The following is a 25,318-nucleotide window of genomic DNA, read 5'->3' as shown; positions in this document are numbered from 1 at the left end:
GTCAGATCACCGGGGGGCGGCCCAGCCGGGTCAGGCGCCACACCGTACGCCACCGCATGGGCCGACGGGGACCGCACGGGGTGGCCCAGCCCTCGCGGAAGCCGCCGAACCAGGCCTTCAGGGCGGGCCGCGACGGCCGGCGCAGCAGCGTGAGGGCCATCCAGACGCCGAGGTAGACCGGGACCAGCAGCGCGGGGAGGTTGCGGCGGGCGAGCCAGACGCGGTTGCGGGCGACCATGCGGTGGTAGACCGCGTGCCGGGACGGCGCGGTCGTGGGGTGGTTCAGCACCATGTCGGACCGGTAGTCGATCATCCAGCCCGCGTCGAGGGCGCGCCAGGCCAGGTCGGTCTCCTCGTGGGCGTAGAAGAAGGCGTCCGGCAGCCCGCCGACCTGGGTGAGGACGCGGGTGCGCACCGCGTTGGCGCCGCCGAGGAAGGTGGTGACCCGGGAGGAGCGCATCGGGTCGGAGGCGCGCAGCCGCGGGACGTGCCGGCGCTGGGTCTCGCCGGTGTCCGGGTCGGCGATGCGGAAGCTGATGATGCCCAGCTCGTCGTCGGCCGCGAACGCCTCGCGGCACAGCTCGGCGGTGTCGGTGCGGGCGAGCAGGCCGTCGTCGTCGAGGAAGAGCAGGATGTCGACGTCGCTGCCGCCCGGACCGAAGGCCTCGATGCCGACGTTGCGGCCGCCGGGGATGCCCAGGTTCTCGGGCAGCTCGACGGTGCGCACGCCTTCGGGCACCTCCGGGACGGGCGAGCCGTTGCCGACCACGACGACCTCGACCGGGTCGCCGTCCTGCTTGGCCACCGAGTCGAGCAGGGCGCGCAGCTCCTCGGGGCGGTTGCCCATCGTGATGACGACGGCGCCGACCTTCACGGGCGCGTTCACTTCAGCCTGCTGGAGGCGAGGATGGACACCAGGTGCAGCAGGGTCTGCAGCAGCGCGATGCCGGCGAGCACGGCGGTGCCGAGGCGGGTGAAGAACAGGTCGCCGCGCGCCTGGTCGACGATCGCGAGGACCAGGATCAGCAGCGACGCCTCGATGCCGAGGATCAGCCGGTGGAACTTGAGCGCGCCGGCGGCCCGGCGGGCCAGCGCCATGCCGGAGGAGCGGATCTCGGAGGCGGCCTCCTTGACCGGGGGCATCCCGTTCTGGTGCCGGGCGACGCCCACCAGGTCGGTCTCGGCCTTGATCAGGATGGCGCCGAGCGCGGCCAGGGTGCCGAGGAAGGCCCACAGCCAGTCGATGCGTCCGGTGCCCCAGAGGTCGGCGGCGCGCAGGCCGAGGCCGACCAGGACCGCGGCGTCGGTCAGGTAGGCGCCGACCCGGTCCAGGTAGACGCCGCCCAGCGAGTACTGCTTGCGCCAGCGCGCGATCTCGCCGTCGACGCAGTCGAGCAGCAGGTACAGCTGGACCGCGACCACGCCGAGCACGGCGCCCCAGATGCCCGGCACGAGCAGCGCCGGTGCCGCCAGCACGCCGCAGACGGTCATCAGGTACGTGAGCTGGTTGGGCGTGATCCTGGTGTTCACCAGATAGCGGTCGATCCGCAGCGAGACCTCGCGCATGTAGAGGCGTCCCGCCCAGTGCTCACCGCTGCGCCGGTCCTTGACCCCCGCGGGATGGACGACCGGGCGTAGTTCAGCTACCGATGGCCTTGACATAGTCGGCGTACAGGTCCTTGATCTGGTCGGTGGTGAGGTCGAGGTGCTCGAGGATCGTGTAGCGGCCGGGCCGCGTCTGGGGGGCGAACTCCACGGCCCGGAAGAACTCCTCGGGCGTGAACCCGATCTCCTCGGGCAGCACCGGCAGCCCGTGCCGTCGCAGGACCTCGGCCATGTGGGCGGACTCCTCGTGGGCCCCGCGCAGGTACATCGCGAAGGCCGCGCCCAGGCCGCACTGCTCGCCGTGGGCGGCCGCGCGCTCGGGGAAGAGCAGGTCGAAGGCGTGGTTGATCTCGTGGCAGGCGCCCGAGGAGGGCCGCGAGTCGCCGGAGACCGACATGGCGATGCCGCTGAGGACCAGCGCCTCGGCGAGCACCTGGAGGAAGTCGTTGTCGCCGATGCCGCCGGGGTGCCGGAGCACGGCCTCGCCGGCCTGGCGGGCCATCGCGGCGGCCAGGCCGTCGATCCGCTCGCCCTTGATCCGGTTGGCCAGCTCCCAGTCCGCGATCGCGGAGACGTTGGAGACGGCGTCGCCGATGCCGGCGCGTACGAAGCGGGCCGGAGCCGCGCGGATGACGTCCAGGTCGATGACGACGGCGATCGGGTTCGGCACACCGTAGGAGCCGCGGCCCGCGTCGTTGTCGAGGGTGGCGACCGGGGAGCACAGACCGTCGTGCGCGAGGTTGGTCGGCACGGCGACCAGCGGGAGGCCGATGCGTGCCGCCGCGAACTTGGCACAGTCGATGATCTTGCCGCCGCCGAGGCCGACGACCGCGTCGTAGTGGCCGCCCTTCATGGCGCCGGCCAGCTTGATCGCGTCGTCCAGGGTGCCGCCGCCGACCTCGTACCAGTCGGCGCCGGGCAGGGACGGTGCGACGCGGTCGCGCAGCCGGGCGCCGGAGCCGCCGCTGACGGCGACGGCGAGCTTGCCCGAGTGGGAGATGCGCTCGTCGGCGAGCACACCCCCCAGGTCGTCGAGGGCACCCGCGCGGATGTCGACGACCACCGGCGACGGGATGAGCCTCGTCAGTACTGGCACGCGATCTCCCTGCCCTTGGCGAGGTCGTCGTGGTTGTCGATCTCGACCCACTTGACGTCGCCGATGGGCGCCACGTCGACCTTGAAGCCGCGGTTGACCAGCTCCTGGTAGCCGTCCTCGTAGTAGAGCTGCGGGTCGCGCTCGAAGGTGGTCTTCAGCGCGTCGGCCAGCTCCGCGGCGGCCTCGCCCTCGATGAGGGTGACACCGATGTACTCGCCGGTCGCCTCGGCCGGCTCCATCAGCTTGGTGATGCGCCGGACGCCCTTGTCGGGGTCGACGACGACCTTCATCTCCTCGTCGGCGAGGTTCTTCACCGTGTCGAGGGCGAGGATGATCTTCTTGCCGTCGCCGCGGGCGGCGAGCAGCGTCTTCTCGACGGAGACCGGGTGCACGGTGTCGCCGTTGGCGAGGATCACACCGTCCTTGAGGGCGTCACGGCCGCACCACAGGGAGTAGGCGTTGTTCCACTCCTCGGCCTTGTCGTTGTCGATGAGGGTGAGCTTGACGCCGTACTTCTGCTCCAGCTCCGCCTGGCGGTCGTACACGGCCTCCTTGCGGTAGCCGACGATGATCCCGACCTCGGTCAGGCCGACCTCGGCGAAGTTCGCCAGCGTCAGGTCGAGGACCGTGATGCTGTCCTCCGCGCCCTCGGGGCCGACCGGGACCAGTGCCTTGGGCAGGGTGTCGGTGTAGGGGCGCAGACGGCGTCCGGCGCCGGCCGCCAGCACGAGGCCGATCATGCGGTTTCTCCTTCGTCGTGTACGGCGGGTGCGCCGACCTTGTGGGCGGCGACCCAGAAGCGGATGCTCTCGACGAGCACCACGAGTGCCACGGCCACGGCCAGGACCGTGAGCGCGAGCTTGAACTGTGTGGCGGTGAGCAGCACGGCCAGCGCGCAGATCACCAGCGTGCGGCCCTCGTGCCCCCCGATCGTCCGCACCAGCCACTGCGGCGGCGCGCCCGCGTCGCCACGGATGCGGTAGACCGTGTCGTAGTGATGGTAGGCGACCGCGGACACCAGCCCGAAAGCCGCCGGAAGGGCCCCGTTCACATCGGCTTTCGCGGCCAGGAACAGGACGGTGAGGTACTCGGCGGCCCGGAAGAACGGGGGGACCAGCCAGTCGAGGGCGCCCTTGAGGGGGCGGGCGACGGCGAGCGCGGAGGTCAGCACGTAGACGATCGCGGCGACGAGCGGCCAGGGGCCGCCGAAGTCGGTGAGCGCGGCGGTGGCGACGACGGCGGCGCCGCCGAGGAGGGCGACGGCGGGGGCGGTGAAGCCGGGCAGCCGGCGGGCGGCGGCGCCGAGGCCCCTGGCGCCGGCCTCGGCGAGCGGACCGGAGTCGGCGAGGTCGGCCAGCGCCTTCGCCGCCCGGTCGGTGCGGGTGGCCCTGCGGGTCAGCGAGCGCAGGACGCGGCCCGCGGTGGTGTACGTCGCGGCGAACGCGCAGCCGATCAGCAGCGCGTAGAAGGTGATCCGGGGCGTGGTGAGCGCGGTCAGCACGGCGATCATGGCCCAGCGTTCGCCGATGGGCAGCACGATCATGCGGCGCAGCCACACCGTCCAGCCGACGCTGTCGAGCTTGTCGGAGAGGGCGGCGGTGGGGCTCGTGTTGGCGGAGGCGTCGTGATTGGCCTCGTTGAAGGAGAAGTCGACGACGTGCCGGCAGGTCTGGAGCACCATCGCGCCGAGGGCCAGGGCCCATACATCGTCACTGCCGCCGCCGCGGGCGGCGCCGAGGGCGAGGCCCGCGTAGTAGGCGTACTCCTTAGCCCGGTCGAAGGTGGCGTCGAGCCAGGCACCGAGCGTGGAGTACTGGAGGGAGTACCGGGCGAGCTGTCCGTCGGTGCAGTCGAGGACGAAGGAGGCGATGAGCAGGACGCCGGCGGCGACGAAGCCGCCGCGGGTGCCGGTGGCCGCGCAGCCGGCCGCTATGAGGGCGGTGATCAGCGAGGCGGTGGTGACCTGGTTGGGGGTCAGGCCGCGGCGCGCGCACCAGCGGGCGATGTAGCGGGAGTAAGGGCTGATGAAGTGGGTGGTGACGAAGCCGTCGCGGGCCTTGACCGCCGACTTCAGGCGTACGGCCTCGTCGTCCACGTCGGCGACGGCCTGCCGTGCCTCGTTGCGGGACTGCGGATCCGCGGGGGCGGCGGCGACCAGGCTGCCGAGTTCGGGTCGGTACACGTCGGCGCCGTCGGCGTCGAGGGCGGCGGTGATCCGGTCGGCGAGGCTGTCGACGTCCACGGCGGTGCCGCCGCCCGCGGAGTTCTCGCGGGCCATCGCGCGGGTCAGCGTCTGGCGGGCGGCCGGCTGGGCGGTCACGGCGCCCGGGATCGCGGCGAGCGGGAAGCGAGGGTCGGTGAGGCCGAGGCGCAGCGCGTGCGGGTGGCCCACGAAGCGGGCGTCGACGACGGCGACCCGCTCCTCGCCGGGGACCCGGGCGAGCAGGGTCTCGGTGTCGGCGGCGCCGGAGGCGAGGCGCACGTCGAAGCCCAGGGACCGCAGCTCGCTCTCGATCGACGAACCCGGGACCGGCTGACCGGTGAGGATGGCGGTCGGCAACCGAACTCACTCCCTGGTGCCGGCGCCTGGACGCCGGGCCTGTGCATGGTGGAGCGCCCGTGCCTGGGGCACCCGGGCGGCATGTCGGCAGAGGTTATCGGATGCCGGGAACGCCGTGTTCACCGCCCGTTTGACGGTCGGTCGACGCCACTTGCTCCCGCCTTTGCCGCGATCATCATCGTGGATTCGGGGCCCGCCCGACAAACCGCACCCCCAGACCGGGCATCGCGGACATCGCACAGTGTCCGCGCTTGTTCGCACAGGGTCAGGACGCGTCTTGACCTGCGGAACGTTTCCGCAGGTCAAGGCACATGACAACGGTGTTCAGTGCCGCGTTGCCCGATACCCCCTACCCGTAGTTGACTGGCATCCGGGCGCCGGATCGCCGGACGCCGGTACACACAGGGAGGCGGCTTTCTCATGGGGGCTGGGCACGATCACGGGCACGCGCACGGGGGGCACGCCGGCGGGACGGCGACCGCCGCGTACCGGGGCAGGCTGCGGGTGGCGCTGGCGATCACCCTCACCGTCATGGTCGTCGAGATCGTCGGCGGTCTGGTCGCCGACTCCCTCGCGCTGATCGCCGATGCCGCGCACATGGCGACCGACGCCCTGGGTCTCGGCATGGCCCTGCTGGCCGTCCACTTCGCGAGCCGCCCGCCGAGCGACCGCCGCACCTTCGGCTACGCCCGCGCCGAGATCCTTGCCGCCCTGGCCAACTGTCTGCTGCTGCTCGGGGTCGGCGGTTACGTCCTGTACGAGGCGATCGACCGGTTCGTCACACCGGCCGACACCGCGGGCGGCCCTACCGTCGTCTTCGGCGCGATCGGCCTGGTGGCGAACATGGTGTCGCTGTCGCTGCTGATGCGCGGCCAGAAGGAGAGCCTGAACGTGCGGGGCGCCTTCCTCGAGGTGGCGGCCGACGCGCTGGGCTCCCTGGCGGTGATCGTCTCGGCGCTGGTGATCCTGGCCACCGGCTGGCAGCCGGCCGACCCGATCGCGTCGCTGCTCATCGGTCTGATGATCGTGCCGCGGACCTGGCGGCTGCTGCGCGAGACCCTGGACGTGCTGCTCGAGGCGGCTCCCAAGGGCGTGGACATCGCCGCGGTGCGCGCCCACATACTGGCCCTCGACGGGGTCGAGGACGTGCACGACCTGCACGCCTGGACCATCACCTCCGGCATGCCCGTGCTGTCCGCGCACGTGGTGGTGGACGGCGCGGCGCTGAGCGCGATCGGCCACGAGAAGATGCTCCACGAGCTGCAGGGCTGCCTGGGCGACCACTTCGACGTGGAGCACTGCACGTTCCAGCTGGAGCCCAGCGGTCACGCGGAGCACGAGGCGCGGCTGTGCCGCTGAGCCGTGGTGACGAGGCCGACGACCGGGGGCGCGCACGCTCCGGAACGCGCCGGTGAACGCCCCGTCCGCCTCCGGTCCGCCGCGGCACTCCTGAAGGGAGCGCGGACCGCAAGGTTCCCTGGGCACGCCCTCGGGAACGATCGTCCATCGGACCCCTGCTCGGTGTCCGACCGGCCGTCTCCCGCGTGCCCGCACGGGCACGCGGGACATGCGGGTGTGCCGGGAAGTGCCGTGAGTGCCGGATTCGTACGGCACACTTGGGGCGCGAGGACCGATGTGAAGGATGGGTATGCCGATCACTCCTGCCACCGCGACGCCCAGCTCGTCGAACGGCACCGCAGAAGCCATTTTGCTGGAACTGGTCGACGAGAACGGCGTCACGATCGGCACCGCGGAGAAGCTCTCCGCGCACCAGCCGCCGGGGCGGCTGCACCGCGCCTTCTCCGTGTTCCTCTTCGACGAGCGGGGGCGGCTGCTGATCCAGCAGCGGGCGCTGGGCAAGTACCACTCCCCCGGCGTGTGGTCCAACACCTGCTGCGGTCACCCCTACCCCGGTGAGGCGCCGTTCGCCGCGGCGGCCCGGCGGACGTTCGAGGAGCTGGGGGTGTCGCCCTCCCTGCTCGCCGAGGCGGGCACGGTCCGCTACAACCATCCCGACCCGGCCTCCGGGCTGGTCGAGCAGGAGTACAACCACCTCTTCGTCGGCCTGGTGCAGGCCGAGCTGCGCCCTGACCCGGAGGAGGTGGCGGGGACGGCCCTCGTCTCCCCGGCGGAGCTGACCGAGCGGCACGCGAAGGACACCTTCTCGGCGTGGTTCATGACGGTGCTGGACGCGGCCCGGCCGGCCGTGCGCGAGCTGACGGGCACGTCCGCGGGCTGGTGAGGGGCGTCCCGCCGCCGGGCCCGCCGCGTACTGCCGGGCCCTCCGCCTGCTAGCGCGGGGTGTGCTTGAGCGGCAGGGCCGCCCAGATCACCTTGCCGCCGCTCGCGGTGTGGGCCACGTCGCAGGCCCCGCCCGCCTCGCGGGTCATCTCTCGGACCAGGAGCAGGCCGCGTCCGCCGGTGCGGCCGTGGTCGGTCTCCAGGGCGGTCGGGCGATAGGGGTGGTCGTCCTCCACGGCCACCCGCACCCACTCGGGCCCGACGGCGACCTCCACGGCGAGCACCGGCGAGAGCACCGCCGCGTGCCGGACCGCGTTCGTGACCAGTTCCGAGACGATCAGCAGCAGGGTCTGCGTCACGTCGTCGGAGACCGGCACGCCCTGGCGCACCAGCAGGTCGCGCACGGCGTGCCGGGCCTGCGGGACCGAGGCGTCCACGGCGGGGGCGGTGAACCGCCAGACACCTTCGTACGGCAGCGGCCCGGCGGGCCCGGTCTCGTCCATCGTCCGGTCGCCACCCCTGGGCTCGATTGTCACCACACCCCTGAGTGTTGGTAACGCGTCGCGCCGCCCCCACGGACTGAACACAAGTCAGCATGTATCGAGCGGTTTCTGACCGTTGGCGCATGAGACGCGACCGTTCCTGTCCCGCCCGCCCGGCTGCTCGAAGCGGAGAGGCCGGTGGATAGCATCCGGTCCATGGAGCCGCAGCTGCTGCACCGGGTCGCCGACTCGGTCGCCACCGTCGTCGTCCACCACCCGGCCAAGCGCAACGCCATGACGACCGCGATGTGGCGGGCGCTGCCCCGCGTCCTCGACGGCCTGGCCGCCGATCCCGGGGTGCGGGCGCTGGTGCTCACCGGCGAGGGCGCGACCTTCTGCGCCGGGGCCGACATCTCGACCCTGCGCGAGTCGGCCGAGGAGGCGCAGGCGTTGGCGGTACGGGCCGAGGAGGCCCTCGCCGCGTTTCCCAAGCCGACGCTCGCGGCGGTCCGGGGACACTGCGTGGGCGGCGGGGCGCAGTTGGCGGCGGCGTGCGACCTGCGGTTCGCCGAGGAGACGGCGCTGTTCGGCGTGACCCCGGCCAAGCTGGGGGTCGTGTATCCGGCGTCCGCGACCCGGCGCCTGGTGGCGCTGACGGGGCCCGCCACGGCGAAGTACCTGCTGTTCGGCGGCGAGTTGATCGACGCCGCGCGGGCGCTGCGCACCGGCCTGGTGGACGAGGTGCTGCCGGCGGGCGAGCTCGGCAAGCGGGTGGCGGAGTTCACCCGGGTACTGGTGTCCCGTTCCCTGCTGACGCAGGCCGCGGCGAAGGAGTTCGCCGCCGGACGCACGGACCAGGACGCCCACTGGGCCGCGCAGGCGCGGGGCAGCGGCGACACCGCGGAGGGGGTCGCCGCCTTCCTGGAGCGCAGGCAGCCGCGTTTCGGCTGGAACGGACCTACTTCAGGATGAACCGGTTCCTCGTGCGGAACTCCTCGACGAGGTACGCGGGCGCCTTGTCCGGGGATCCGGCGTCGTAGGGCGGCTGCGGGTCGTACTCGGTGAGCAGCTGGACCGCCTGGGCGTGCTCGTCGCCGGCAAGCCGGCCGACCAGGGTCAGGCCCATGTCGATGCCGGAGGAGACGCCGGCCGCGGTGACGTACTTGCCGTCGGTGACCACCCGCTCCCCGGTCGGCTCGGCGCCGTACTGCTTCAGGAGGTCCAGGGCCAGCCAGTGCGAGGTGGCGCGGCGGCCGCCGAGCAGTCCCGCGGCGGCGAGCAGCAGCGAGCCGGAGCAGACCGAGGTGGTCCAGGTACTGGCGGCGTCGGCGGCGCGGAGCCAGTCCAGCAGGGTCGCGTTGCCCATCTGCGCGTCCTGCCCGGGGCCGCCCGGCACGACGACCACGTCCGGGTTCGGCACGTCCGCCAGGGTCCGGTCGGCGGTGAGCGCCAGGCTCCCCGTGTCGTTGCGGAGCGGCCCGGTCCGCTCGGCGACGAACACGGTCTCGGCGCCCGGAATGCGGCTCATGGTCTCGTACGGGCCCACGGCGTCGAGGGCGGTGAAGCGGTCGAAGAGAACGATGGCTATGCGCACGTGCTGCCTCTTTCGGTTCGGTGGTGCGGCGTGTGGGTGTCCCGGTGCGTCAGGAGACCGGCGCGGGCCGGAACCGGCGGCGGTACTCCGCCGGTGAGGTGCCGAGAGCCTTGACGAAGGCACGGCGCATGGCCTCCGGCGTGCCGTAGCCGCTGGCGCGGGAGACCTCCTCGACTCCGTCGCCGGTGTCCTCCAGGAGCCGGCGGGCGTGCTCCAGACGGATCCGGTCGACGTAGCGGCCCGGCGTCGTGCCGGTCTCCGCCTGGAAGGCGCGGGCGAAGTGGCGCGGCGAGAGACTGGCGCGGGCGGCGAGGGACTCGACGCTCAGGTCGTCTCCGGGGTGCTCGGTGATCCAGTGCTGGAGCTCCCGCAGCGGCTCACGACGGGCGGTCTGGGCGGCGAGCTGGGCGCTGAACTGGGCCTGGTTCCCGGGCCGGCGCAGGAACACCACCAGGTGCCGGGCGACGGTCAGCGCGACGTCCCGGCCCAGGTCCTCCTCCACCAGCGCGAGGGCGAGGTCGATGCCGGAGGTGACGCCGGCCGACGTGGCCACGTTCCCGTCCCGGATGTAGATCGGGTCGGGGTCCACCTCCACGGCCGGGTGGTCGCGGGCGAGGCGGTCGCTGTAGGCCCAGTGGGTGGTGACGCGGCGGCCGTCCAGCAGTCCCGCCCGGGCCAGCAGGATCGCCCCGGTGCAGACGGAGACCAGGCGCCGGGCGCCCGTTCCGTGCTCGCGCAGCCAGTCGGTCAGGCGCGGGTCGGGGTTCCGGGTGCCCTGACCGCCGGGGACCACCAGGGTGTCCGGCCGCGGCCCGTCGCCGAGTACCTGGTCCGGTACGACGGTCAGACCGCTGGAGGTGCGCACGGGAGCACCGTCCAGCGACGCCGTGCGGATGCGGTACGTGCCCGGCGTGTGCTGCTCGGCACCCGCGAAGACCTCCACGGGACCGGTGACGTCGAGGCTCTGGACGCCGTCGAAGAGGAGGACCAGAACGGTTCGGCCGGTTCGGCCGGTTCGTTGCGCCATGCCGTCGATTGTTCGCCCGGCCGTCGTACGGCCGCAATGACGAGAACCCCTCCTTTCCTGCCATGGGTCCCGCGGGCCCGAAGCACCGTACTGAGCGGTTGGTAACGTGCGTGGCATGACAACTGCCGCCATCGACGCACGCGCGGGCCGCCGCTGCCACAACGCGCTCAACTCACTGCACTCGACGCACTACTTCTCCCCCGACCTGGGCCGGGAACTGGGCGCCCTCGGAGTCACCGACGCCCCGGCCGTCAACTTCGCGGCGCGCGCCGCCGCGCTGGGTCCGGTCGGCGCCGGTGCCGTGACGGCGGCGTTCTACAACTACAAGCACGACCTCGTCGCCCGGCACGTGCCCGCCGTGTGGGAGAAGGTCACCCCCGAGCAGGCCCTGGCGGCACGGCTGCGCGCCGTCGACGCGACGCTGCGCCGCCTGCTGGGCGAGGAGGCCGTGGCGTCGGCCGGGATGGCGGAGGCGGCCGAGCTGGCGCTGCGCGCCACCGAGGGCTGCACGCGCAGCGCCCGCCCGCTCTACTCGGCCCACGCGGACCTGCCCGTGCCCGACGCGCCCCACCTGGCGTTCTGGCACGCGGCGACCCTGCTGCGCGAGCACCGCGGCGACGGCCATCTCGCCGCGCTGATGACGGCGGGGCTGGACGGCCTGGAGGCGCTGGTGACGCACACCGCCACCGGCAAGGGCATGGCACCGAAGTGGATCTTCACCACGCGGGGCTGGACCCAGGAGGAGTGGGACGCGGCCACCGGCCGGCTGCGCGAGCGGGGGGTGGTCGACGCGGCGGGCGAGCTGACCGAGGCGGGCACGGCCCTGCGCGAGGGGATCGAGCGGGAGACCGACCGGCTGGACACGGCCCCCTACGCGCACCTGGGCGCGGAGGGCGTGGCGCGCCTGACGGAACTCGGGTCGGTTTTCGCGCGTGCGGCGCTCGGGGCGGGTGCCTTCCCCGCGGACCTGCTCGCCAAGCGCTGAGGCGCCGCCGACACGCCCGGGCGCGCCCGGAGGCGCACGAACGGGCATGCGGAGCCGGTACGGAGGTACCCGTACGTCTCCCGGCCGGGGCGGCCGGGAGACGAAAGGGGCAACTCGTGTTCCGTGCCATCGCAGACGTACTGCGCCAGATCGGTGGCGCAGTCGCCACCGTGGTGACGCTTCCCTTCCGGGCCCTGGCCCGGCTCTTCGGCGGGGCCTCGTCCGCCACCCGGGGCCGCCGGGTCTGATCCCGGCCCCTCCCCCGCCGGTTCCCGACCGGCCGGGACAGTGCCCTGATCCCCGATTGTCGGTGCCACCTGCCACAATTGCCGCGCAACCTCAGTGAGAAGGCGGTACGGGATCGTGACGACACCCGACGTAGGGTCCATCGAAAGCAGGATCGCCGACGAGCTCGGCGTACGGGAGCGGCAGGTGAAGGCCGCGGTCGAGCTGCTCGACGGCGGCTCGACGGTGCCCTTCATCGCCCGCTACCGCAAGGAAGCGACCGAGATGCTCGACGACGCGCAGTTGCGCACGCTCGAGGAGCGGCTGCGCTATCTGCGGGAGCTGGAGGAGCGGCGCGCGGCGATCCTCGACTCGGTCCGCGAGCAGGGCAAGCTCACCGAGGAGCTTCAGGCGCGCATCCGCGCGGCCGAGACCAAGGCGCGGCTGGAGGACATCTACCTGCCGTTCAAGCCGAAGCGGCGGACGAAGGCGCAGATCGCGCGCGAAGCGGGTCTTGAGCCGCTGGCCGAGGGACTGCTCGCCGACGCGTCGGTGGACCCGCAGGCCACGGCGGCCGCGTTCGTCGACGCCGACAAGGGCGTGGCCGATCCGCAGGCCGCCCTGGACGGGGCGCGCTCGATCCTCACGGAGAAGTTCTCGGAGGACGCCGACCTGATCGGCGAGCTGCGCGAGCGGATGTGGACGCGCGGGCGGCTCGCCGCCAAGGTCAAGGACGGCAAGGAGGAGGCCGGCGCCAAGTTCGCCGACTACTTCGACTTCGCCGAGCCGTTCACCGACCTGCCCTCGCACCGCGTCCTCGCGATGCTGCGCGGCGAGAAGGAGGACGTGCTCGACCTCGTCCTGGAGCCCGAGGAGCCCACCGAGGGCCCGTCCTCGTACGAGGCGATCGTCGCGAGCCGGTTCGGGATCGCCGACCGCGGCCGGCCGGCCGACAAGTGGCTGGTCGACACCGTCCGCTGGGCCTGGCGCACCCGCGTCCTGGTCCACCTCGGCATCGACCTCAGGCTGCGCCTGCGCACCGCCGCTGAGGACGAGGCGGTCGACGTGTTCGCCGTCAATCTGCGCGACCTGCTGCTGGCCGCCCCGGCGGGCACCCGGGCGACGCTCGGCCTCGACCCCGGTTTCCGTACCGGTGTGAAGGTCGCCGTGGTCGACGCGACCGGCAAGGTCGTGGCCACGGACGTGATCCACCCGCACGTCCCGGCCAACCGGTGGGACGAGGCGATCGCCAGGCTGGCGCGGCTGGCGAAGGAGCACACGGTCGACCTGATCGCCATCGGCAACGGCACGGCCTCCCGTGAGACCGACAAGCTCGCCGGTGAACTCATCACCAAGCACCCCGAGTTGAAGCTCACCAAGGTGATGGTGTCCGAGGCGGGCGCCTCCGTGTACTCGGCCTCCGCCTTCGCCTCCCAGGAACTGCCGGACATGGACGTCTCGCTGCGCGGCGCGGTGTCGATCGCCCGGCGGCTCCAGGACCCGCTGGCCGAGCTGGTGAAGATCGACCCGAAGTCGATCGGCGTCGGCCAGTACCAGCACGACCTCTCCGAGGTGAAGCTGTCCCGCTCGCTGGACGCGGTGGTCGAGGACTGTGTGAACGGCGTGGGGGTGGACGTCAACACGGCCTCCGCGCCGCTGCTCGCCCGGGTCTCCGGCATCACCTCCGGGCTCGCGGAGAACATCGTGGCGCACCGCGACGCGAACGGGCCGTTCGCGTCGCGGACCGCGCTGAAGAAGGTGTCCCGGCTCGGCCCCAAGGCGTACGAGCAGTGCGCGGGCTTCCTGCGGATCCGGGGCGGCGACGACCCGCTGGACTCGTCCAGCGTGCACCCGGAGGCGTACCCCGTGGTGCGTCGGATGGTGCGGACCGCCGGGCAGGAGGTGACCGGCCTGATCGGCAACACGTCGGTGCTGCGGTCGCTGAAGCCGGACCGGTTCGTGGACGAGACGTTCGGTCTGCCGACGGTCACGGACATTCTGCGGGAGCTGGAGAAGCCGGGGCGCGACCCTCGGCCCGCCTTCAAGACGGCCACCTTCAAGGAGGGCGTGGAGAAGATCTCCGACCTGGCGTCCGGGATGGTGCTGGAGGGTGTCGTCACGAACGTCGCCGCGTTCGGGGCGTTCGTGGACGTCGGTGTGCATCAGGACGGGCTCGTGCACGTGTCCGCGATGTCGAGGACGTTCGTGAAGGATCCGCGGGACGTGGTGAAGCCCGGGGACATCGTGAAGGTGAAGGTGATGGACGTCGACATTCCGCGGAAGCGGATCTCGTTGACGTTGCGGCTGGACGACGAGGCTGCTGCGCAGGGGGAGCCGAAGAAGGAGCGTGGGGGGAAGCCTCCTCGGCAGCGGCAGCAGCGGGGTGCCTCCGGCGGTGGCGGTAAGGGGAGGTCCTCGTCGGCGCCTGCCGCGTCCAACGGGGCGATGGCGGACGCGTTGCGGCGGGCCGGGTTGGCGTAGGGCTCCGGCAGCTGTGGCGGGCGGGGGTGGGTGCGCAGCCCGGCGTCGCGGGGTGCCTCCCCCAGTGCCTGAACGGCCTGGGAGGTACCCCCACCGCCCACCCGTGCCGCCCCAGCGGCACGACTGCCCGCAGCTAGCGTTCTGTGACCTTGCCGTTCGTTACCTCCAGGCGGCGGGTCACGTGTACCGCGTTCAGCATGCGGCGGTCGTGGGTGACGAGGAGGAGCGTGCCCTCGTAGGCGTCCAGGGCCGATTCGAGTTGCTCGATGGCCGGCAGGTCGAGGTGGTTGGTCGGCTCGTCCAGGACCAGCAGGTTGACGCCCCGCCCCTGGAGGAGGGCGAGGGCGGCCCGGGTGCGCTCGCCGGGTGAGAGGCTCGACGCCGGGCGGGTGACGTGATCCGCCTTGAGGCCGAACTTGGCCAGCAGGGTGCGGATCTCCGCCGGCTCCGTGTCGGGGACGGCGGGACGGAAGGCGTCCAGCAGGCTCTCGGGGCCGTGGAACAGCTTGCGGGCCTGGTCGACCTCGCCGAGCAGGACGCCGGAGCCGAGCGCCGCGTGTCCCGCGTCGAGGGGGACGCGGCCCAGGAGGGCGCCGAGGAGCGTGGACTTGCCCGCGCCGTTGGCTCCCGTCACCGCCACCCGGTCCGCCCAGTCGATCTGGAGGGTGACCGGACCGAGCACGAAGTCGCCGCGCCGCACCTCGGCGTCGCGCAGGGTGGCGACGACCGCGCCGGAGCGGGGCGCCGAGGCGATCTCCATGCGCAGGTCCCATTCCTTGCGCGGTTCCTCGACGACATCCAGGCGTTCGATCATGCGCTGGGTCTGGCGGGCCTTGGCGGCCTGCTTCTCGCTGGCCTCGCTGCGGAACTTGCGGCCGATCTTGTCGTTGTCGTTGCCCGCCTTGCGCCGGGCGTTCTTGACGCCCTTGTCCATCCAGGCGCGCTGCGTCTGGGCCCGGTCCTGGAGGGAGGCCCGCTTGTCGGCGTACTCCTCGTACTCGTCGCGGGCGTGTCTGCGGGCCACCTCGCGTTCCTCCAGGTACGCCTCGTAGCCGCCGCCGTAGAGGTTGATCTGCCGCTGGGCGAGGTCGAGTTCGAGGACCTTGGTGACGGTGCGGGTGAGGAACTCGCGGTCGTGGCTGACGACGACCGTGCCGGCGCGCAGGCCGGTCACGAAGCGTTCGAGGCGCTCCAGGCCGTCCAGGTCGAGGTCGTTGGTCGGCTCGTCGAGCAGGAAGACGTCGTAGCGGGAGAGGAGGAGGGAGGCGAGACCGGCGCGGGCCGCCTGTCCGCCGGACAGGGACGTCATGGGCTGGTCCAGGCCGACGGTCAGGCCCAGCGCGTCGGCGGTCTCCTCCGCCCGGTCGTCGAGGTCGGCGCCGCCGAGGCCCAGCCAGCGTTCCAGGGCGGTGGCGTAGGCGTCGTCGGCTCCCGGGGCGCCGTCGACCAGGGCCTGGGTGGCCTCGTCCATGGCACGCTGGGCATCGGTGACGCCGGTGCGGCGGGCCAGGAACTCCCGCACGCTCTCGCCGGGGCGGCGCTCCGGCTCCTGCGGGAGGTGGCCGACGGTGGCGGTGGGCGGGGACAGGCGCAGCTCGCCGTCCTCCGGGTTGGTCAGCCCGGCGAGCATCCGCAGGAGGGTGGACTTCCCCGCGCCGTTGGCCCCGACGAGACCGATGACGTCGCCGGGTGCGACGACGAGGTCGAGCCCGGTGAACAGGGAGCGGTCGCCGTGGCCGGCGGCGAGGTTCTTGGCGACGAGGGTGGCAGTCATCAGACCGTAGATTTTAGCCGCGGCCCGGCGCGCCCCCGGTCACCGCGGTCACCAGTACGCTTCCCGGCGTCCGCGCCACCACGAAGGACTCCCCCTTCAGCGCGCCCGCGTCCAGGGCGACGCGGTGGGCGCCCGGTTCGAGTACGCCGTCGAAGACCTCGTGGACGTGCGTGCGGTGGAGGCGGTCGAGGCGGTACGCGGTGAGGCGCACCCGGCAGGGCGAGGTGACCTCGACGTCCGCCCCCGCGGTGCTCGCCGTGAGTCGGGTCAGGCGGCGGCCTTCGGCCGGGCCCGGGGCCAGAGCGTGCTCGATCTGGGCGACCAGCACCGGGACGATCGGGGCGAGGCCGTCGACGTGGGCCACGTCCACCCCGGCGTCCGCGAAGGCGCGGCCTACGGACGCGCGCTGTTCCCCGGTGACCGCGCGGCCGAAGGCGACGGCGTCGTAGGTCCGCAGTTCGTCGGCCGGCACGTCGCGGGCGTCCTGGGTGATGTCGGCGCCGATGCCGATGGTGCGCAGCGCCGCGGCGAGCCGCGCGAGCAGGGCGACGCGGGCGCCGATGAGCAGGACCCGGCGCCCGGGGTGCGCGGAGCCGTCGAGCAGGGTGGCGAGGGCCGCGCGGTACTCGGCGCCGGCGAAGCGGTAGGGGCCGATGCCGTGGTAGGCGTTCAGCTCCAGGTCGGCGTGTTCAGCGGTCTGCCAGGCGAAGTCCCGCCAGACGAAGTCGTCGCCGTCCCGCAGGATCACGGCGGTCACCGCGCCGCAGGCCAGGTCGGCGCACTCGGGGCAGCCGTAGATGACGTACCGGCCGCCGGGCAGCGGCGCGTCGGCCTCCAGGAGCAGGCCGCGGACCTGCGCGGTGAAGATGGCGGGCGGTACGTCGGAGGCGAGCGGGGAGACGGCGTCCAGGTCGGAGAGCCGGAACAGCAGGGGGCGTCCGTCGACGACGAAGTCCATGAAGTCGCGGTGGACCTGGACGTCGCCGTCGGCGTGGACTTGGCCGGCGCGCGTCGCCGGGGCCAGACCGAAGGTCGCGTACTCGGCAGCCATGCGGTGAGTATTCCCTCGGCCGGGCCTCTTGGAGCACGCCGTCGGGTGTTCGGTTAACGTCCTGGTGTGGAAACCGAACTGGATGACGAGCGGGATGGCGAAGTCGTCGTGGTCGGCGGCGGGGTGATCGGGCTGACGACGGCCGTCGTCCTCGCCGAGCGGGGCAGACGGGTGCGGCTGTGGACCCGGGAGCCCGCGGAGCGGACCACCTCGGTGGTCGCGGGCGGGCTGTGGTGGCCGTACCGGATCGAGCCGGTCGCGCTGGCACAGGCCTGGGCGCTGCGTTCCCTGGACGTCTACGAGGAACTGGCGGCCCGGCCCGAGCAGACCGGCGTACGCATGCTCGAAGGGGTGCTCGGCGAGACCGGCCTGGACGAGGTGGACGGGTGGGCCGCGGCCCGGCTGCCGGGGCTGCGTGCGGCGAGCGCCGCCGAGTACGCCGGGACGGGGTTGTGGGCACGGCTGCCGCTCATCGACATGTCGACTCATCTGCCGTGGCTGCGGGAGCGGCTGGTGGCGGCGGGCGGCACGGTGGAGGACCGCGCGGTGACCGACCTGGCCGAGGCGGACGCGCCGGTGGTGGTCAACTGCACCGGCCTCGGCGCCCGCGAGCTGGTGCCGGACCCGGCGGTGCGGCCGGTGCGCGGGCAGCTGGTCGTCGTGGAGAACCCCGGCATCCACACCTGGCTGGTCTCGGCCGACGCGGACTCCGGGGAGACGACGTACTTCCTTCCGCAGCCGGGGCGGCTCCTGCTGGGCGGGACGGCCGAGGACGACGCCTGGTCGACCGAGCCGGACCCGGCGGTCGCGGAGGCCATCGTGCGGCGGTGCGCGGCCCTGCGTCCCGAGATCGCCGGGGCGCGGGTGCTCGCGCACCTGGTGGGGCTGCGGCCCGCCCGGGACGCGGTCCGGCTGGAGCGCGCCACGCTGCCGGACGGGCGGCGGCTGGTGCACAACTACGGCCACGGCGGCGCGGGCGTCACCGTGGCCTGGGGCTGCGCGCAGGAGGCGGCCCGGCTCGCCTCCTGACGCCCGTGTTCCGGTCGGCGGGCCCGCGAGGGGTCAGTCCTCGTGGTGCTTGCCGATCGGGTCGCCCTCCACTTCCGTACCGGGGCCGGGACCGATCCGGATCTCGAACTCGCCCTCGTACTGCTTGTGGCCCTCGATGACGGCCAGTTCGACGGCTTCGTTGGCCATCTCGCCGCGCACCATGAGCGGGTCACGCCGCAGGTCGCGCATGAGCGCGACGCACATGAAGATCATCACGATGACGAACGGCGCCGCCGCGAGGATCGTGAGGTTCTGCAGGCCGGTGAGCGCGTCCGCCTCGCCGCTGCCGATCAGCAGCATGATGGCCGCGACGGCGCCGGTCACCACGCCCCAGACGACGACCACCCAGCGGCTGGGTTCGAGCGCGCCCTTCTGCGAGAGCGTGCCCATCACGATGGAGGCCGCGTCGGCGCCCGAGACGAAGAAGATGCCGACGAGGATCATCACCAGCAGGCTGCTGGCGGTGGCGATCGGGTACTCCTGGAGCACGCCGAAGAGCTGACCCTCGGGGGTCGAGTCGTCGCCCAGCCGGTTCTGCTCCTGCAGCCGCATCGCCGAGCCGCCGAAGATGGCGAACCAGATCAGGCTGACCGTGCTGGGCACCAGGATGACGCCGCCGATGAACTGACGGATCGTCCGGCCCCGGCTGATGCGGGCGATGAACATACCGACGAAGGGCGTCCAGGAGATCCACCAGGCCCAGTAGAAGACGGTCCAGCTGCCCAGCCAGTCCGCGACCCCCTTGCCGCCGCTGATCTCGGTGCGGCCGGCCATCTGGGGCAGGTCGCCGAGGTAGGCGAAGACCGAGGTGGGCAGCAGGTCGAGGATGAGGATGGTCGGGCCCGCGATGAACACGAAGAGGGCGAGCAGCAGCGCCAGCACCATGTTGGTGTTGGACAGCCACTGGATGCCCTTCTCGACGCCGGAGATCGCGGAGGCCACGAACGCCACCGTCAGCACCGCGATGATGCCGACGAGCAGTCCGGTGCTGACCTTGTCCATCCAGTCGAGCTTCTCCATGCCGGAGCCGATCTGGAGGGCGCCGAGGCCGAGGGAGGCCGCGGAGCCGAAGATCGTCGCGATGATGGCCAGGATGTCGATGACCCGGCCGCCGTTGCCGTTGGCGTGCTTCTCGCCGATGAGCGGGGTGAACACCGCGCTTATGGTCTGCCTGCGGCGCCTGCGGAAGGTGCTGTAGGCGATGCCGAGGCCGACCACCGCGTAGATCGCCCACGGGTGGAGGGTCCAGTGGAACAGGGTGGTGGCCATGGCCGTGGCCATGCGGTCGCCGGAGTCGGCCGGGCTGGTACCGGGCGGGGGCGTGGTGTAGTGCGCGAGCGGCTCGCTCACGCCGTAGAACATCAGGCCGATGCCCATGCCCGCGCTGAACATCATGGCGACCCATGACACGGTCTTGAACTCGGGTTCCTCGCCCTCGGCCCCCAGGTGGATGCGGCCGTAGCGGCTGGCCGCCAGCCAGAGCGCGAAGACCACGAAGCCGGAGGCGGCCAGCGTGAACGCCCAGCCGCCGTTGTGCAGCAGGCCGCCGAGCATGCTGCTGGAGACGTCCTCCAGCGAGTCGGTGGCGGCGGCGCCCCAGACGACGAACGCCAGGGTCAGGACGGCCGTGACGCCGAAGACGACGCGGTCGGTCCGGGGCCTGTGCTCGCGCCCCGGCAGGCCCGCTTCCGAACCCGGGAGCGCGCCTCTGTCGTGCTCTTCCTTGTCGCTTGGTCGGTCCTGCGTCACAGGCGGCACCTTTCAAGTCGATCAGGCCGAAAATACTCCTCCGCTACGCCCTTACCACGTAAGACGCGGAACTCACCTCCTCAGCAGCGGGTGTCCGGTTCACCCACCGTCACGTGGTACGTCGCGCGCTCGTCCAGGAGCAGCGGCACCAGGGCACGCTGTGACTGGCGCAGCGGTACGTAGGCGCCCTTCTCCCCGGTCGGGCGCGCCCGTACACCGTGCAGGGCGAGTTCGTCCCCGACGTCCCGGTACTGGGCGGGGGTCAGCCGGTAGCCGCAGGGCGGGTCCTGGAGCACCTCGGAGGCCTCGGCCGGGTCGTTGTCCGCGCCGCCCAGGTAGACGGGTCCGGCATCGGACAGGCCCGCCCGGCGGGCGGCGTCCGTGGCCGCCTCGACGCGTCCGCGCCGCAGGTCCGCGAAGCGGAACAGGCCGTCCAGGGCGGCGAGCTGGGAGTCCACCCGGCGCCGGTGGTTGCGGGCCGGGTCCTCGCGCTCGGCGTCCGTGAGGGCGTCGACACGGCTCTCGATGAGCAGGCCGACCGCGTGTTTCACGCCGGACATGTTGCGCAGGATGCGTTCCTGGCCGTCGCCTGCGGTCTGCTTGACGGGGTCGCCGGTCTCGGGGTCGGTCCAGATGCCGTACGTGCCCGTCGAGTACCCGGCGCCCTCGGCGGCGGGGCGGACGTACGCGCCGGACAGGGTGCGGGCCTCGTCGTGCACCGGTGTGCGGGTGTTGAGGTTGCGGGGCCAGAGGTCGAAGAGGTCCTTGTCGTAGTACGGGGGTGTGGCGCCGTACTCGTGCAGGTCGTAGATGACGTCGGGGCGCTCGTCGCGGACGACGGCGGCCAGGGCGCGGGCCTCGGCCGTCGCCAGGGCGAGGTGGTCGCGGTTGACGTCGACGCCGTCGCTGTTGCCGCGGGTGTCGGCGGCCCGGCCGTCGGGGTTGGCGGTGGGCACCACCAGCACGGCGGTGCGGTCGAGGAACCGCCGGGTCGCGTGGTCGGTGGCGTACGCGAGGTCCCGCACGGTGGTCAGGCAGGCCTCGCGGCCGGAGGGTTCGTCGCCGTGCTGGCTGCACACGAGGAGCACCTTGTCGGCGGCGGAGGGCCTGCCGATGGTCACGAGCTGAAGGGGACGGTTCTGCTTCGTGGTGCCGATGCGGTCGAGGGCGACGCGGTCGCTCGCCCGGTCGACGGCGGACAGGAAGGCCTGTTCCTCCGGCTGGGTGGTCCAGCGGGCGCCGTGGGTGCGCTCGAAGCCGGTACGGGGCGCACGGGGTGCGGAGCCGTCGGCGTGGGCGGGTGCGGTGAGGAGGGACGGGGCCAGGAGGGACGCGGCGAGGGCCGCGGTGGTCGCGGTGAGGGTGCGCAGGCGGTTCATCGGCCTCCCTTCGGGACGCGGTGCGTGGGGTGCGGCGCGGGTGCCGGACAGGTGCCGCTCGTACCGGCGGCGGCCCTGGTGAACGCGGGGGTGCCGCCGACGAACGGTACGCGGGCCGACGTGCGGGAGCGGTCCAAGGTGCGTGTCGGCGTGTCGGCGCAGGGGCCGAAGAGGCCCTTGTCGACGCGCACGGCGGACAGGTGGGCCGGGGCCGCCGTCGCGAGCGGTCTCCGGAGGGTGAGGCGCATGCGTATCGGCATGCGCGGACGGTACATCGGTCCACTCCCGCGCATAAGAGGGCCGGGGGCGACCCATGACGGCCGGATGGCGATCGTGTGACAAGGGTGCCGTGGACATGACGGTGCGCTCAGGGGCTGAATAGGCTCCGAACGGATTCCGAACGGATCTCGTGCCCCTACGACTTGGAGCTTTCGTGCACCGCAGATTCATCGTGCCGGGCGCACTGGGCGCCGCCTCCCTCATGCTGGCGATCCCGGCGTCGGCGGCGGCCCACTCCCCCGGCGCTCCGGGCATCGGCGACCCCTACTACCCGGCCTACGGCAACGGCGGATACGACGTCTCGCACTACGACCTGCGCCTGAAGTACCAGCCGGCCACGGACCGGCTGGAGGGGACGGCGACGATCCTGGCCCGCACCACCGCGGACCTGTCGCGGTTCAACCTGGACTTCCTGCTGGACGTCGGCGAGGTGCGGGTGAACGGCGCGAAGGCGTCGTTCACGACGTCGGGCGAACAGGAGCTGGAGATCACCCCGCGGAAGCCGCTGGACAAGGGCGCGCCCCTCACCGTCGTCGTCCGCTACAGCGGTGTGCCGTCCTCGAAGCAGGCGTTCGGCTTCACCAGCTGGCACCGCACTCCGGACGGCGGCATCGCCGCGAACGAGCCCGAGGCCGCCGCCTGGTGGTTCCCCAGCAACGACCACCCGCTCGACAAGGCCACCTACGACGTGTCGGTGCAGGTGCCGGACGGCACCCAGGCCATCTCCAACGGCACGCTCCAGTCGACGAGTTCGCGGCTCGGCTGGACGCGCTGGAACTGGCGCTCGGACCAGCCGCAGGCCACGTACCTCGCCACGCTGGCGGTGGGGAAGTTCGACCTCACCACCGGCACCACCGAGGGCGGCATCCCGGTCGTCAACGCCTACAGCAGGGGCCTGGGCGCGAACGACGGCGCGGCGCGGGCCAGCGTGGAGCGGACCGGGGAGGTCGCGGACTGGCTGAGCGAGTACTTCGGGCCGTATCCGTTCAACGCGCTCGGCGGCTACGTGCCGAACACCACCACCGGGTACGCGCTGGAGACGCAGACCCGGCCGTTCTACAGCCCGCGGCAGTTCGCGAACGGGTCGAACGTGTCCGTCGTCGTGCACGAGCTGGCCCACCAGTGGTACGGCGACCTGGTCTCGGTGCGCGGCTGGAAGGACATCTGGATCAACGAGGGCTTCGCGCGGTACGCCCAGTGGCTGTGGTCCGAGCACGAGGGCGAGGGCACGGCGCAGGAACTGGCCGACTACACGTACGCCTCGCACCCGGCCGACGACGCGTTCTGGACGGTGAAGCCCGGTGACCCGGGCCCGGAGAACCAGTTCGACGGCGCCGTCTACGACCGGGGCGCGCTGGCCGTGCAGGTGCTGCGCAACGAGATCGGGGACGACGCCTTCTTCACCGTCCTGAAGGGCTGGCCCGCGAAGTACGCCCACGGCAACGCGTCCGTCGCCGACTTCCAGCGGTACGCCGAGGAGGTGTCCGGCAAACCGTTGGCCGCGCTGTTCGACACCTGGCTGTTCCAGCCGTCGAAGCCGGACGCCCCGGCGGCGGGCACCCGGTCCCTCGCGAAGGCCTCGGCCGCGCCCGTGCAGCCCCGTTCCTGGCAAAAGATCGCCGCGACGAACGACGTGCACGAGCACTGAGCGGACGGGCACTGAGAGGACGGGCACTGAGCGAAGGGCTACGCGGCGTCCCGGTGGTCGTAGACGGTCACGGGGATGCCGCGCCGGGCGAGGCGGTCGGATATGAGCGGCTCCACACGGGACCACTTGCCGCCGGCCAGGCCGCAGCCGATGCGGGGCATGTGCACGGACGCGTCCAGCTCGGCCGCCCTGTCGGCGACGCGGCCGAGCACGGTGCCGATGGCCTCGTAGCGTACGGGGACGCCCTTGCTGCCGGTTCTCATGCCGCGCTGGCCGATCATGTTGGCCACCCACACGTACGGCTCGACCCGGACGAACTGGACCGCGCCGAGACCGAAGTCGTTGGCCGCGCGGTCGCGGTGCCAGGCGCGGTAGGACGCCTCCGGCTGCGGCCACCGGCGGGAGACGGCCAGGACGAAGCCCTTGCCCCAGCCGCCGAGGTCGTTGCAGACGTGGGCGATCACCTTGACGCCCTTGACCGACGGCGCGGTGGCGTCACCCCGGACATAGCTGATCTCCGACATGACGCCACCGTAGAGGGTGCCACTGACAGTGGCCCCGGGTCGCTACCCCCTCGGCGTCGACAGCTCCCGCTCGGCCTGCTGCGCCACCCGGCGCCGGACGCCGAACCAGCCGGCCACCAGCATCACCGCGATGACGGGCACCAGGAGCACGGTCTTGCGGCCGACCTCCTCGTCGTTCCACATCAGGCCGACGACCGCCAGCAGGAAGGCGATCGTGACGATCTCCGTGACGGGGCTGCCGGGCAGCCGGAAACGCGGCCGCTCGACCAGGCCCGCACGCGCCCGGCGGACGAACACCAGGTGGCAGATCATGATGATCACCCAGGTGCTGATGATGCCCAGGGAGGCGACGTTCAGCACGATCTCGAAGGCCTTGTTCGGCACCAGGTAGTTGAGTCCGACACCGAGGACGCAGACCGCGCAGGTCAGCAGGATGCCGCCGTAGGGAACCTGGCTGCGGCTCATCACGCCGGTGAACCTGGGCGCGGAGCCCGCCATCGCCATGGAACGCAGGATGCGGCCGGTGGAGTACAGGCCGGAGTTCAGCGACGACATCGCGGCGGTGAGGACGACGAGGTTCATCACGTCACCGGCGGCCGGCACACCGATCCCCGACAGCACCGTGACGAAGGGGCTCTCGTCGCCCGAGTAGAGCGAACTCGGCAGCAGCAGGGCCAGGAGCACGACGGAGCCGACGTAGAACAGGGCCACCCGCCACATGATCGAGTTCACCGCGCGGGGCACGATTTTGTGCGGCTCGGCGGTCTCGCCGGCGGCGACGCCGACCAGCTCCAGGGCCGCGTAGGAGAAGATCACGCCCTGCATGACGAGGACCACGGGCATCGCGCCGTGCGGGAGGATGCCGCCGTGGTCGGTGATCATGCCCACGCCCGGGGTCTGCCCGCTCACCTCGTGCTGGGTGGCGAGCAGGAAGATGCCGATCAGCATGAAGCCGACGAGGGTGGCGACCTTGACGATCGCGAACCAGAACTCCATCTCGCCGAAGATCTTCACCGAGATGAGGTTCACGGCCAGGACCACCGCGAGGGCGACCAGGGCGAGCGCCCATTGGGGGATGCTCGTGAACATGCTCCAGTAGTGCGTGTACAGCGCGATCGCGGTGATGTCGGCGATACCGGTCGTGGACCAGTTCAGGAAGTACATCCAGCCGGCGACGTAGGCGCCCTTCTCACCGAGGAACTCGCGCGCGTACGACACGAAGGACCCGGAGGAGGGCCGGTAGAGCACCAGCTCACCGAGTGCCTTGACGACGAAGAAGGCGAAGACGCCGGCGACGAGGTAGGCGATCGCGAGCGCCGGTCCGGCGTCGCGCAGGCGCCCGCCGGCACCCAGGAAGAGGCCGGTGCCGATCGCGCCGCCGATGGCGATCATGTTGACGTGGCGGGCCTTGAGGTCCTTGCTGTAACCGGCGTCGCCCGCGTCCGCGGGGATGGTCCCGGTCGCCTGGGGATGGGCGGCGACCTGTGCCGTGTCGACGGCGTCCTTGCTCACGGGTGGTTCCACTCTCTGGTGCGCTCGGGCGGGGTGCGCCCGAGTCGTCCGTACGT

At 72.4% G+C, this 25,318-nt stretch carries 23 protein-coding genes; 8 read left to right on the top strand and 15 right to left on the bottom strand.

Going from position 1 to position 25,318, the window contains the following annotated elements:
* Position 1 precedes the first annotated feature (1 nt).
* The 5 genes from ACZ7MF_RS09965 to ACZ7MF_RS09945 are packed head-to-tail and all read right to left on the bottom strand — an operon-like array spanning position 2 to position 5,261.
* Positions 2-874 (bottom strand): glycosyltransferase family 2 protein, encoded by an 873-nt coding sequence (locus ACZ7MF_RS09965; RefSeq protein WP_361016013.1) that lies wholly within the window; start codon positions 872-874, stop codon positions 2-4.
* 8 nt (positions 875-882) lie between these two features.
* On the bottom strand, positions 883-1,662 hold the full coding sequence (locus ACZ7MF_RS09960) for a CDP-alcohol phosphatidyltransferase family protein (protein WP_198601752.1): 780 nt from the start codon (positions 1,660-1,662) through the stop codon (positions 883-885).
* Positions 1,640-2,701, bottom strand: a complete 1,062-nt coding sequence (locus ACZ7MF_RS09955; RefSeq protein ID WP_385354178.1) for an iron-containing alcohol dehydrogenase family protein — start codon at positions 2,699-2,701, stop codon at positions 1,640-1,642. Before ACZ7MF_RS09955 ends, ACZ7MF_RS09960 begins: the two co-directional genes overlap by 23 nt.
* Complete coding sequence (locus ACZ7MF_RS09950; protein WP_471475645.1) at positions 2,689-3,441, bottom strand: phosphocholine cytidylyltransferase family protein; 753 nt, start codon at positions 3,439-3,441, stop codon at positions 2,689-2,691. The genes ACZ7MF_RS09955 and ACZ7MF_RS09950 overlap by 13 nt, the downstream gene beginning before the upstream one ends.
* Positions 3,438-5,261, bottom strand: coding sequence for a DUF5941 domain-containing protein (locus ACZ7MF_RS09945; protein ID WP_471475644.1), 1,824 nt, complete (start codon positions 5,259-5,261; stop codon positions 3,438-3,440). The genes ACZ7MF_RS09950 and ACZ7MF_RS09945 overlap by 4 nt, the downstream gene beginning before the upstream one ends.
* A 420-nt stretch (positions 5,262-5,681) precedes the next feature.
* Between ACZ7MF_RS09945 and ACZ7MF_RS09940 the strand changes: the two genes are divergently transcribed.
* The gene (locus ACZ7MF_RS09940; protein WP_471475642.1) at positions 5,682-6,620 is read left to right on the top strand and encodes a cation diffusion facilitator family transporter; all 939 of its coding nucleotides are present in this window, start codon (positions 5,682-5,684) and stop codon (positions 6,618-6,620) included.
* A gap of 289 nt (positions 6,621-6,909) precedes the next feature.
* Positions 6,910-7,503, top strand: coding sequence for an isopentenyl-diphosphate Delta-isomerase (gene idi, locus ACZ7MF_RS09935; RefSeq protein ID WP_471475641.1), 594 nt, complete (start codon positions 6,910-6,912; stop codon positions 7,501-7,503).
* A gap of 49 nt (positions 7,504-7,552) precedes the next feature.
* Here the strand turns inward: idi and ACZ7MF_RS09930 are convergent, their stop codons facing one another.
* Complete coding sequence (locus tag ACZ7MF_RS09930; RefSeq protein WP_471477209.1) at positions 7,553-8,005, bottom strand: ATP-binding protein; 453 nt, start codon at positions 8,003-8,005, stop codon at positions 7,553-7,555.
* A 195-nt stretch (positions 8,006-8,200) separates the two neighbouring features.
* On the opposite strand from ACZ7MF_RS09930, the gene ACZ7MF_RS09925 reads away from it, so the two are divergent.
* Complete coding sequence (locus ACZ7MF_RS09925) at positions 8,201-8,956, top strand: enoyl-CoA hydratase/isomerase family protein (RefSeq protein ID WP_471475640.1); 756 nt, start codon at positions 8,201-8,203, stop codon at positions 8,954-8,956.
* Here the strand turns inward: ACZ7MF_RS09925 and ACZ7MF_RS09920 are convergent.
* The gene (locus tag ACZ7MF_RS09920; protein WP_471475638.1) at positions 8,943-9,578 is read right to left on the bottom strand and encodes a DJ-1/PfpI family protein; all 636 of its coding nucleotides are present in this window, start codon (positions 9,576-9,578) and stop codon (positions 8,943-8,945) included. The genes ACZ7MF_RS09925 and ACZ7MF_RS09920 overlap by 14 nt on opposite strands.
* Before the next feature lie 49 nt (positions 9,579-9,627).
* A complete protein-coding gene (locus ACZ7MF_RS09915) occupies positions 9,628-10,605 on the bottom strand; it encodes a GlxA family transcriptional regulator (protein WP_471475637.1) in 978 nt (325 codons plus the stop codon).
* Between the two features lie 115 nt (positions 10,606-10,720).
* On the opposite strand from ACZ7MF_RS09915, the gene ACZ7MF_RS09910 reads away from it, so the two are divergent.
* The 3 genes from ACZ7MF_RS09910 (at position 10,721) to ACZ7MF_RS09900 (ending at position 14,296) form a co-directional block, all read left to right on the top strand.
* Entirely contained in the window at positions 10,721-11,590 is an 870-nt protein-coding gene (locus tag ACZ7MF_RS09910; RefSeq protein WP_471475636.1) for an SCO6745 family protein, read from the top strand.
* Positions 11,591-11,706: 116 nt separating this feature from the next.
* Positions 11,707-11,838, top strand: coding sequence for an LPFR motif small protein (locus tag ACZ7MF_RS09905; RefSeq protein ID WP_007389050.1), 132 nt, complete (start codon positions 11,707-11,709; stop codon positions 11,836-11,838).
* 115 nt (positions 11,839-11,953) lie between these two features.
* Positions 11,954-14,296 (top strand): Tex family protein, encoded by a 2,343-nt coding sequence (locus ACZ7MF_RS09900; protein WP_471475634.1) that lies wholly within the window; start codon positions 11,954-11,956, stop codon positions 14,294-14,296.
* A 133-nt stretch (positions 14,297-14,429) separates the two neighbouring features.
* On the opposite strand, the gene ACZ7MF_RS09895 is transcribed toward ACZ7MF_RS09900, so the two are convergent.
* Complete coding sequence (locus tag ACZ7MF_RS09895; protein WP_471475633.1) at positions 14,430-16,070, bottom strand: ABC-F family ATP-binding cassette domain-containing protein; 1,641 nt, start codon at positions 16,068-16,070, stop codon at positions 14,430-14,432.
* A gap of 13 nt (positions 16,071-16,083) precedes the next feature.
* Complete coding sequence (locus ACZ7MF_RS09890) at positions 16,084-17,121, bottom strand: oxidoreductase (RefSeq protein WP_471475631.1); 1,038 nt, start codon at positions 17,119-17,121, stop codon at positions 16,084-16,086.
* Between the two features lie 66 nt (positions 17,122-17,187).
* Here ACZ7MF_RS09890 and ACZ7MF_RS09885 point away from each other — a divergent pair, with 66 nt between their 5' ends.
* Entirely contained in the window at positions 17,188-18,150 is a 963-nt protein-coding gene (locus ACZ7MF_RS09885) for an FAD-dependent oxidoreductase (protein ID WP_471475630.1), read from the top strand.
* 33 nt (positions 18,151-18,183) lie between these two features.
* Here the strand turns inward: ACZ7MF_RS09885 and ACZ7MF_RS09880 are convergent, their stop codons facing one another.
* From ACZ7MF_RS09880 to ACZ7MF_RS09870, 3 genes are all read right to left on the bottom strand, one after another.
* A complete protein-coding gene (locus tag ACZ7MF_RS09880) occupies positions 18,184-19,920 on the bottom strand; it encodes a BCCT family transporter (RefSeq protein ID WP_471475628.1) in 1,737 nt (578 codons plus the stop codon).
* A gap of 80 nt (positions 19,921-20,000) precedes the next feature.
* On the bottom strand, positions 20,001-21,299 hold the full coding sequence (locus ACZ7MF_RS09875; RefSeq protein WP_471475627.1) for a M14 family zinc carboxypeptidase: 1,299 nt from the start codon (positions 21,297-21,299) through the stop codon (positions 20,001-20,003).
* Positions 21,296-21,559, bottom strand: a complete 264-nt coding sequence (locus tag ACZ7MF_RS09870) for a hypothetical protein (RefSeq protein ID WP_471475626.1) — start codon at positions 21,557-21,559, stop codon at positions 21,296-21,298. Before ACZ7MF_RS09870 ends, ACZ7MF_RS09875 begins: the two co-directional genes overlap by 4 nt.
* Positions 21,560-21,732: 173 nt before the next feature.
* Between ACZ7MF_RS09870 and ACZ7MF_RS09865 the strand changes: the two genes are divergently transcribed.
* The gene (locus tag ACZ7MF_RS09865; RefSeq protein WP_471475624.1) at positions 21,733-23,226 is read left to right on the top strand and encodes a M1 family metallopeptidase; all 1,494 of its coding nucleotides are present in this window, start codon (positions 21,733-21,735) and stop codon (positions 23,224-23,226) included.
* A gap of 38 nt (positions 23,227-23,264) precedes the next feature.
* Here ACZ7MF_RS09865 and ACZ7MF_RS09860 read toward each other — a convergent pair whose 3' ends face one another.
* Positions 23,265-23,750 (bottom strand): macro domain-containing protein, encoded by a 486-nt coding sequence (locus tag ACZ7MF_RS09860; protein WP_471475623.1) that lies wholly within the window; start codon positions 23,748-23,750, stop codon positions 23,265-23,267.
* Positions 23,751-23,792: 42 nt separating this feature from the next.
* Positions 23,793-25,262 (bottom strand): amino acid permease, encoded by a 1,470-nt coding sequence (locus ACZ7MF_RS09855; protein ID WP_471475622.1) that lies wholly within the window; start codon positions 25,260-25,262, stop codon positions 23,793-23,795.
* Positions 25,263-25,318 lie beyond the last annotated feature (56 nt).

The organism is Streptomyces sp. NPDC111628 (genome assembly GCF_055635195.1).
The sequence above is the reverse complement of the archived record's forward strand: the minus strand, read 5'-3'. Positions and strand labels throughout refer to the sequence as shown.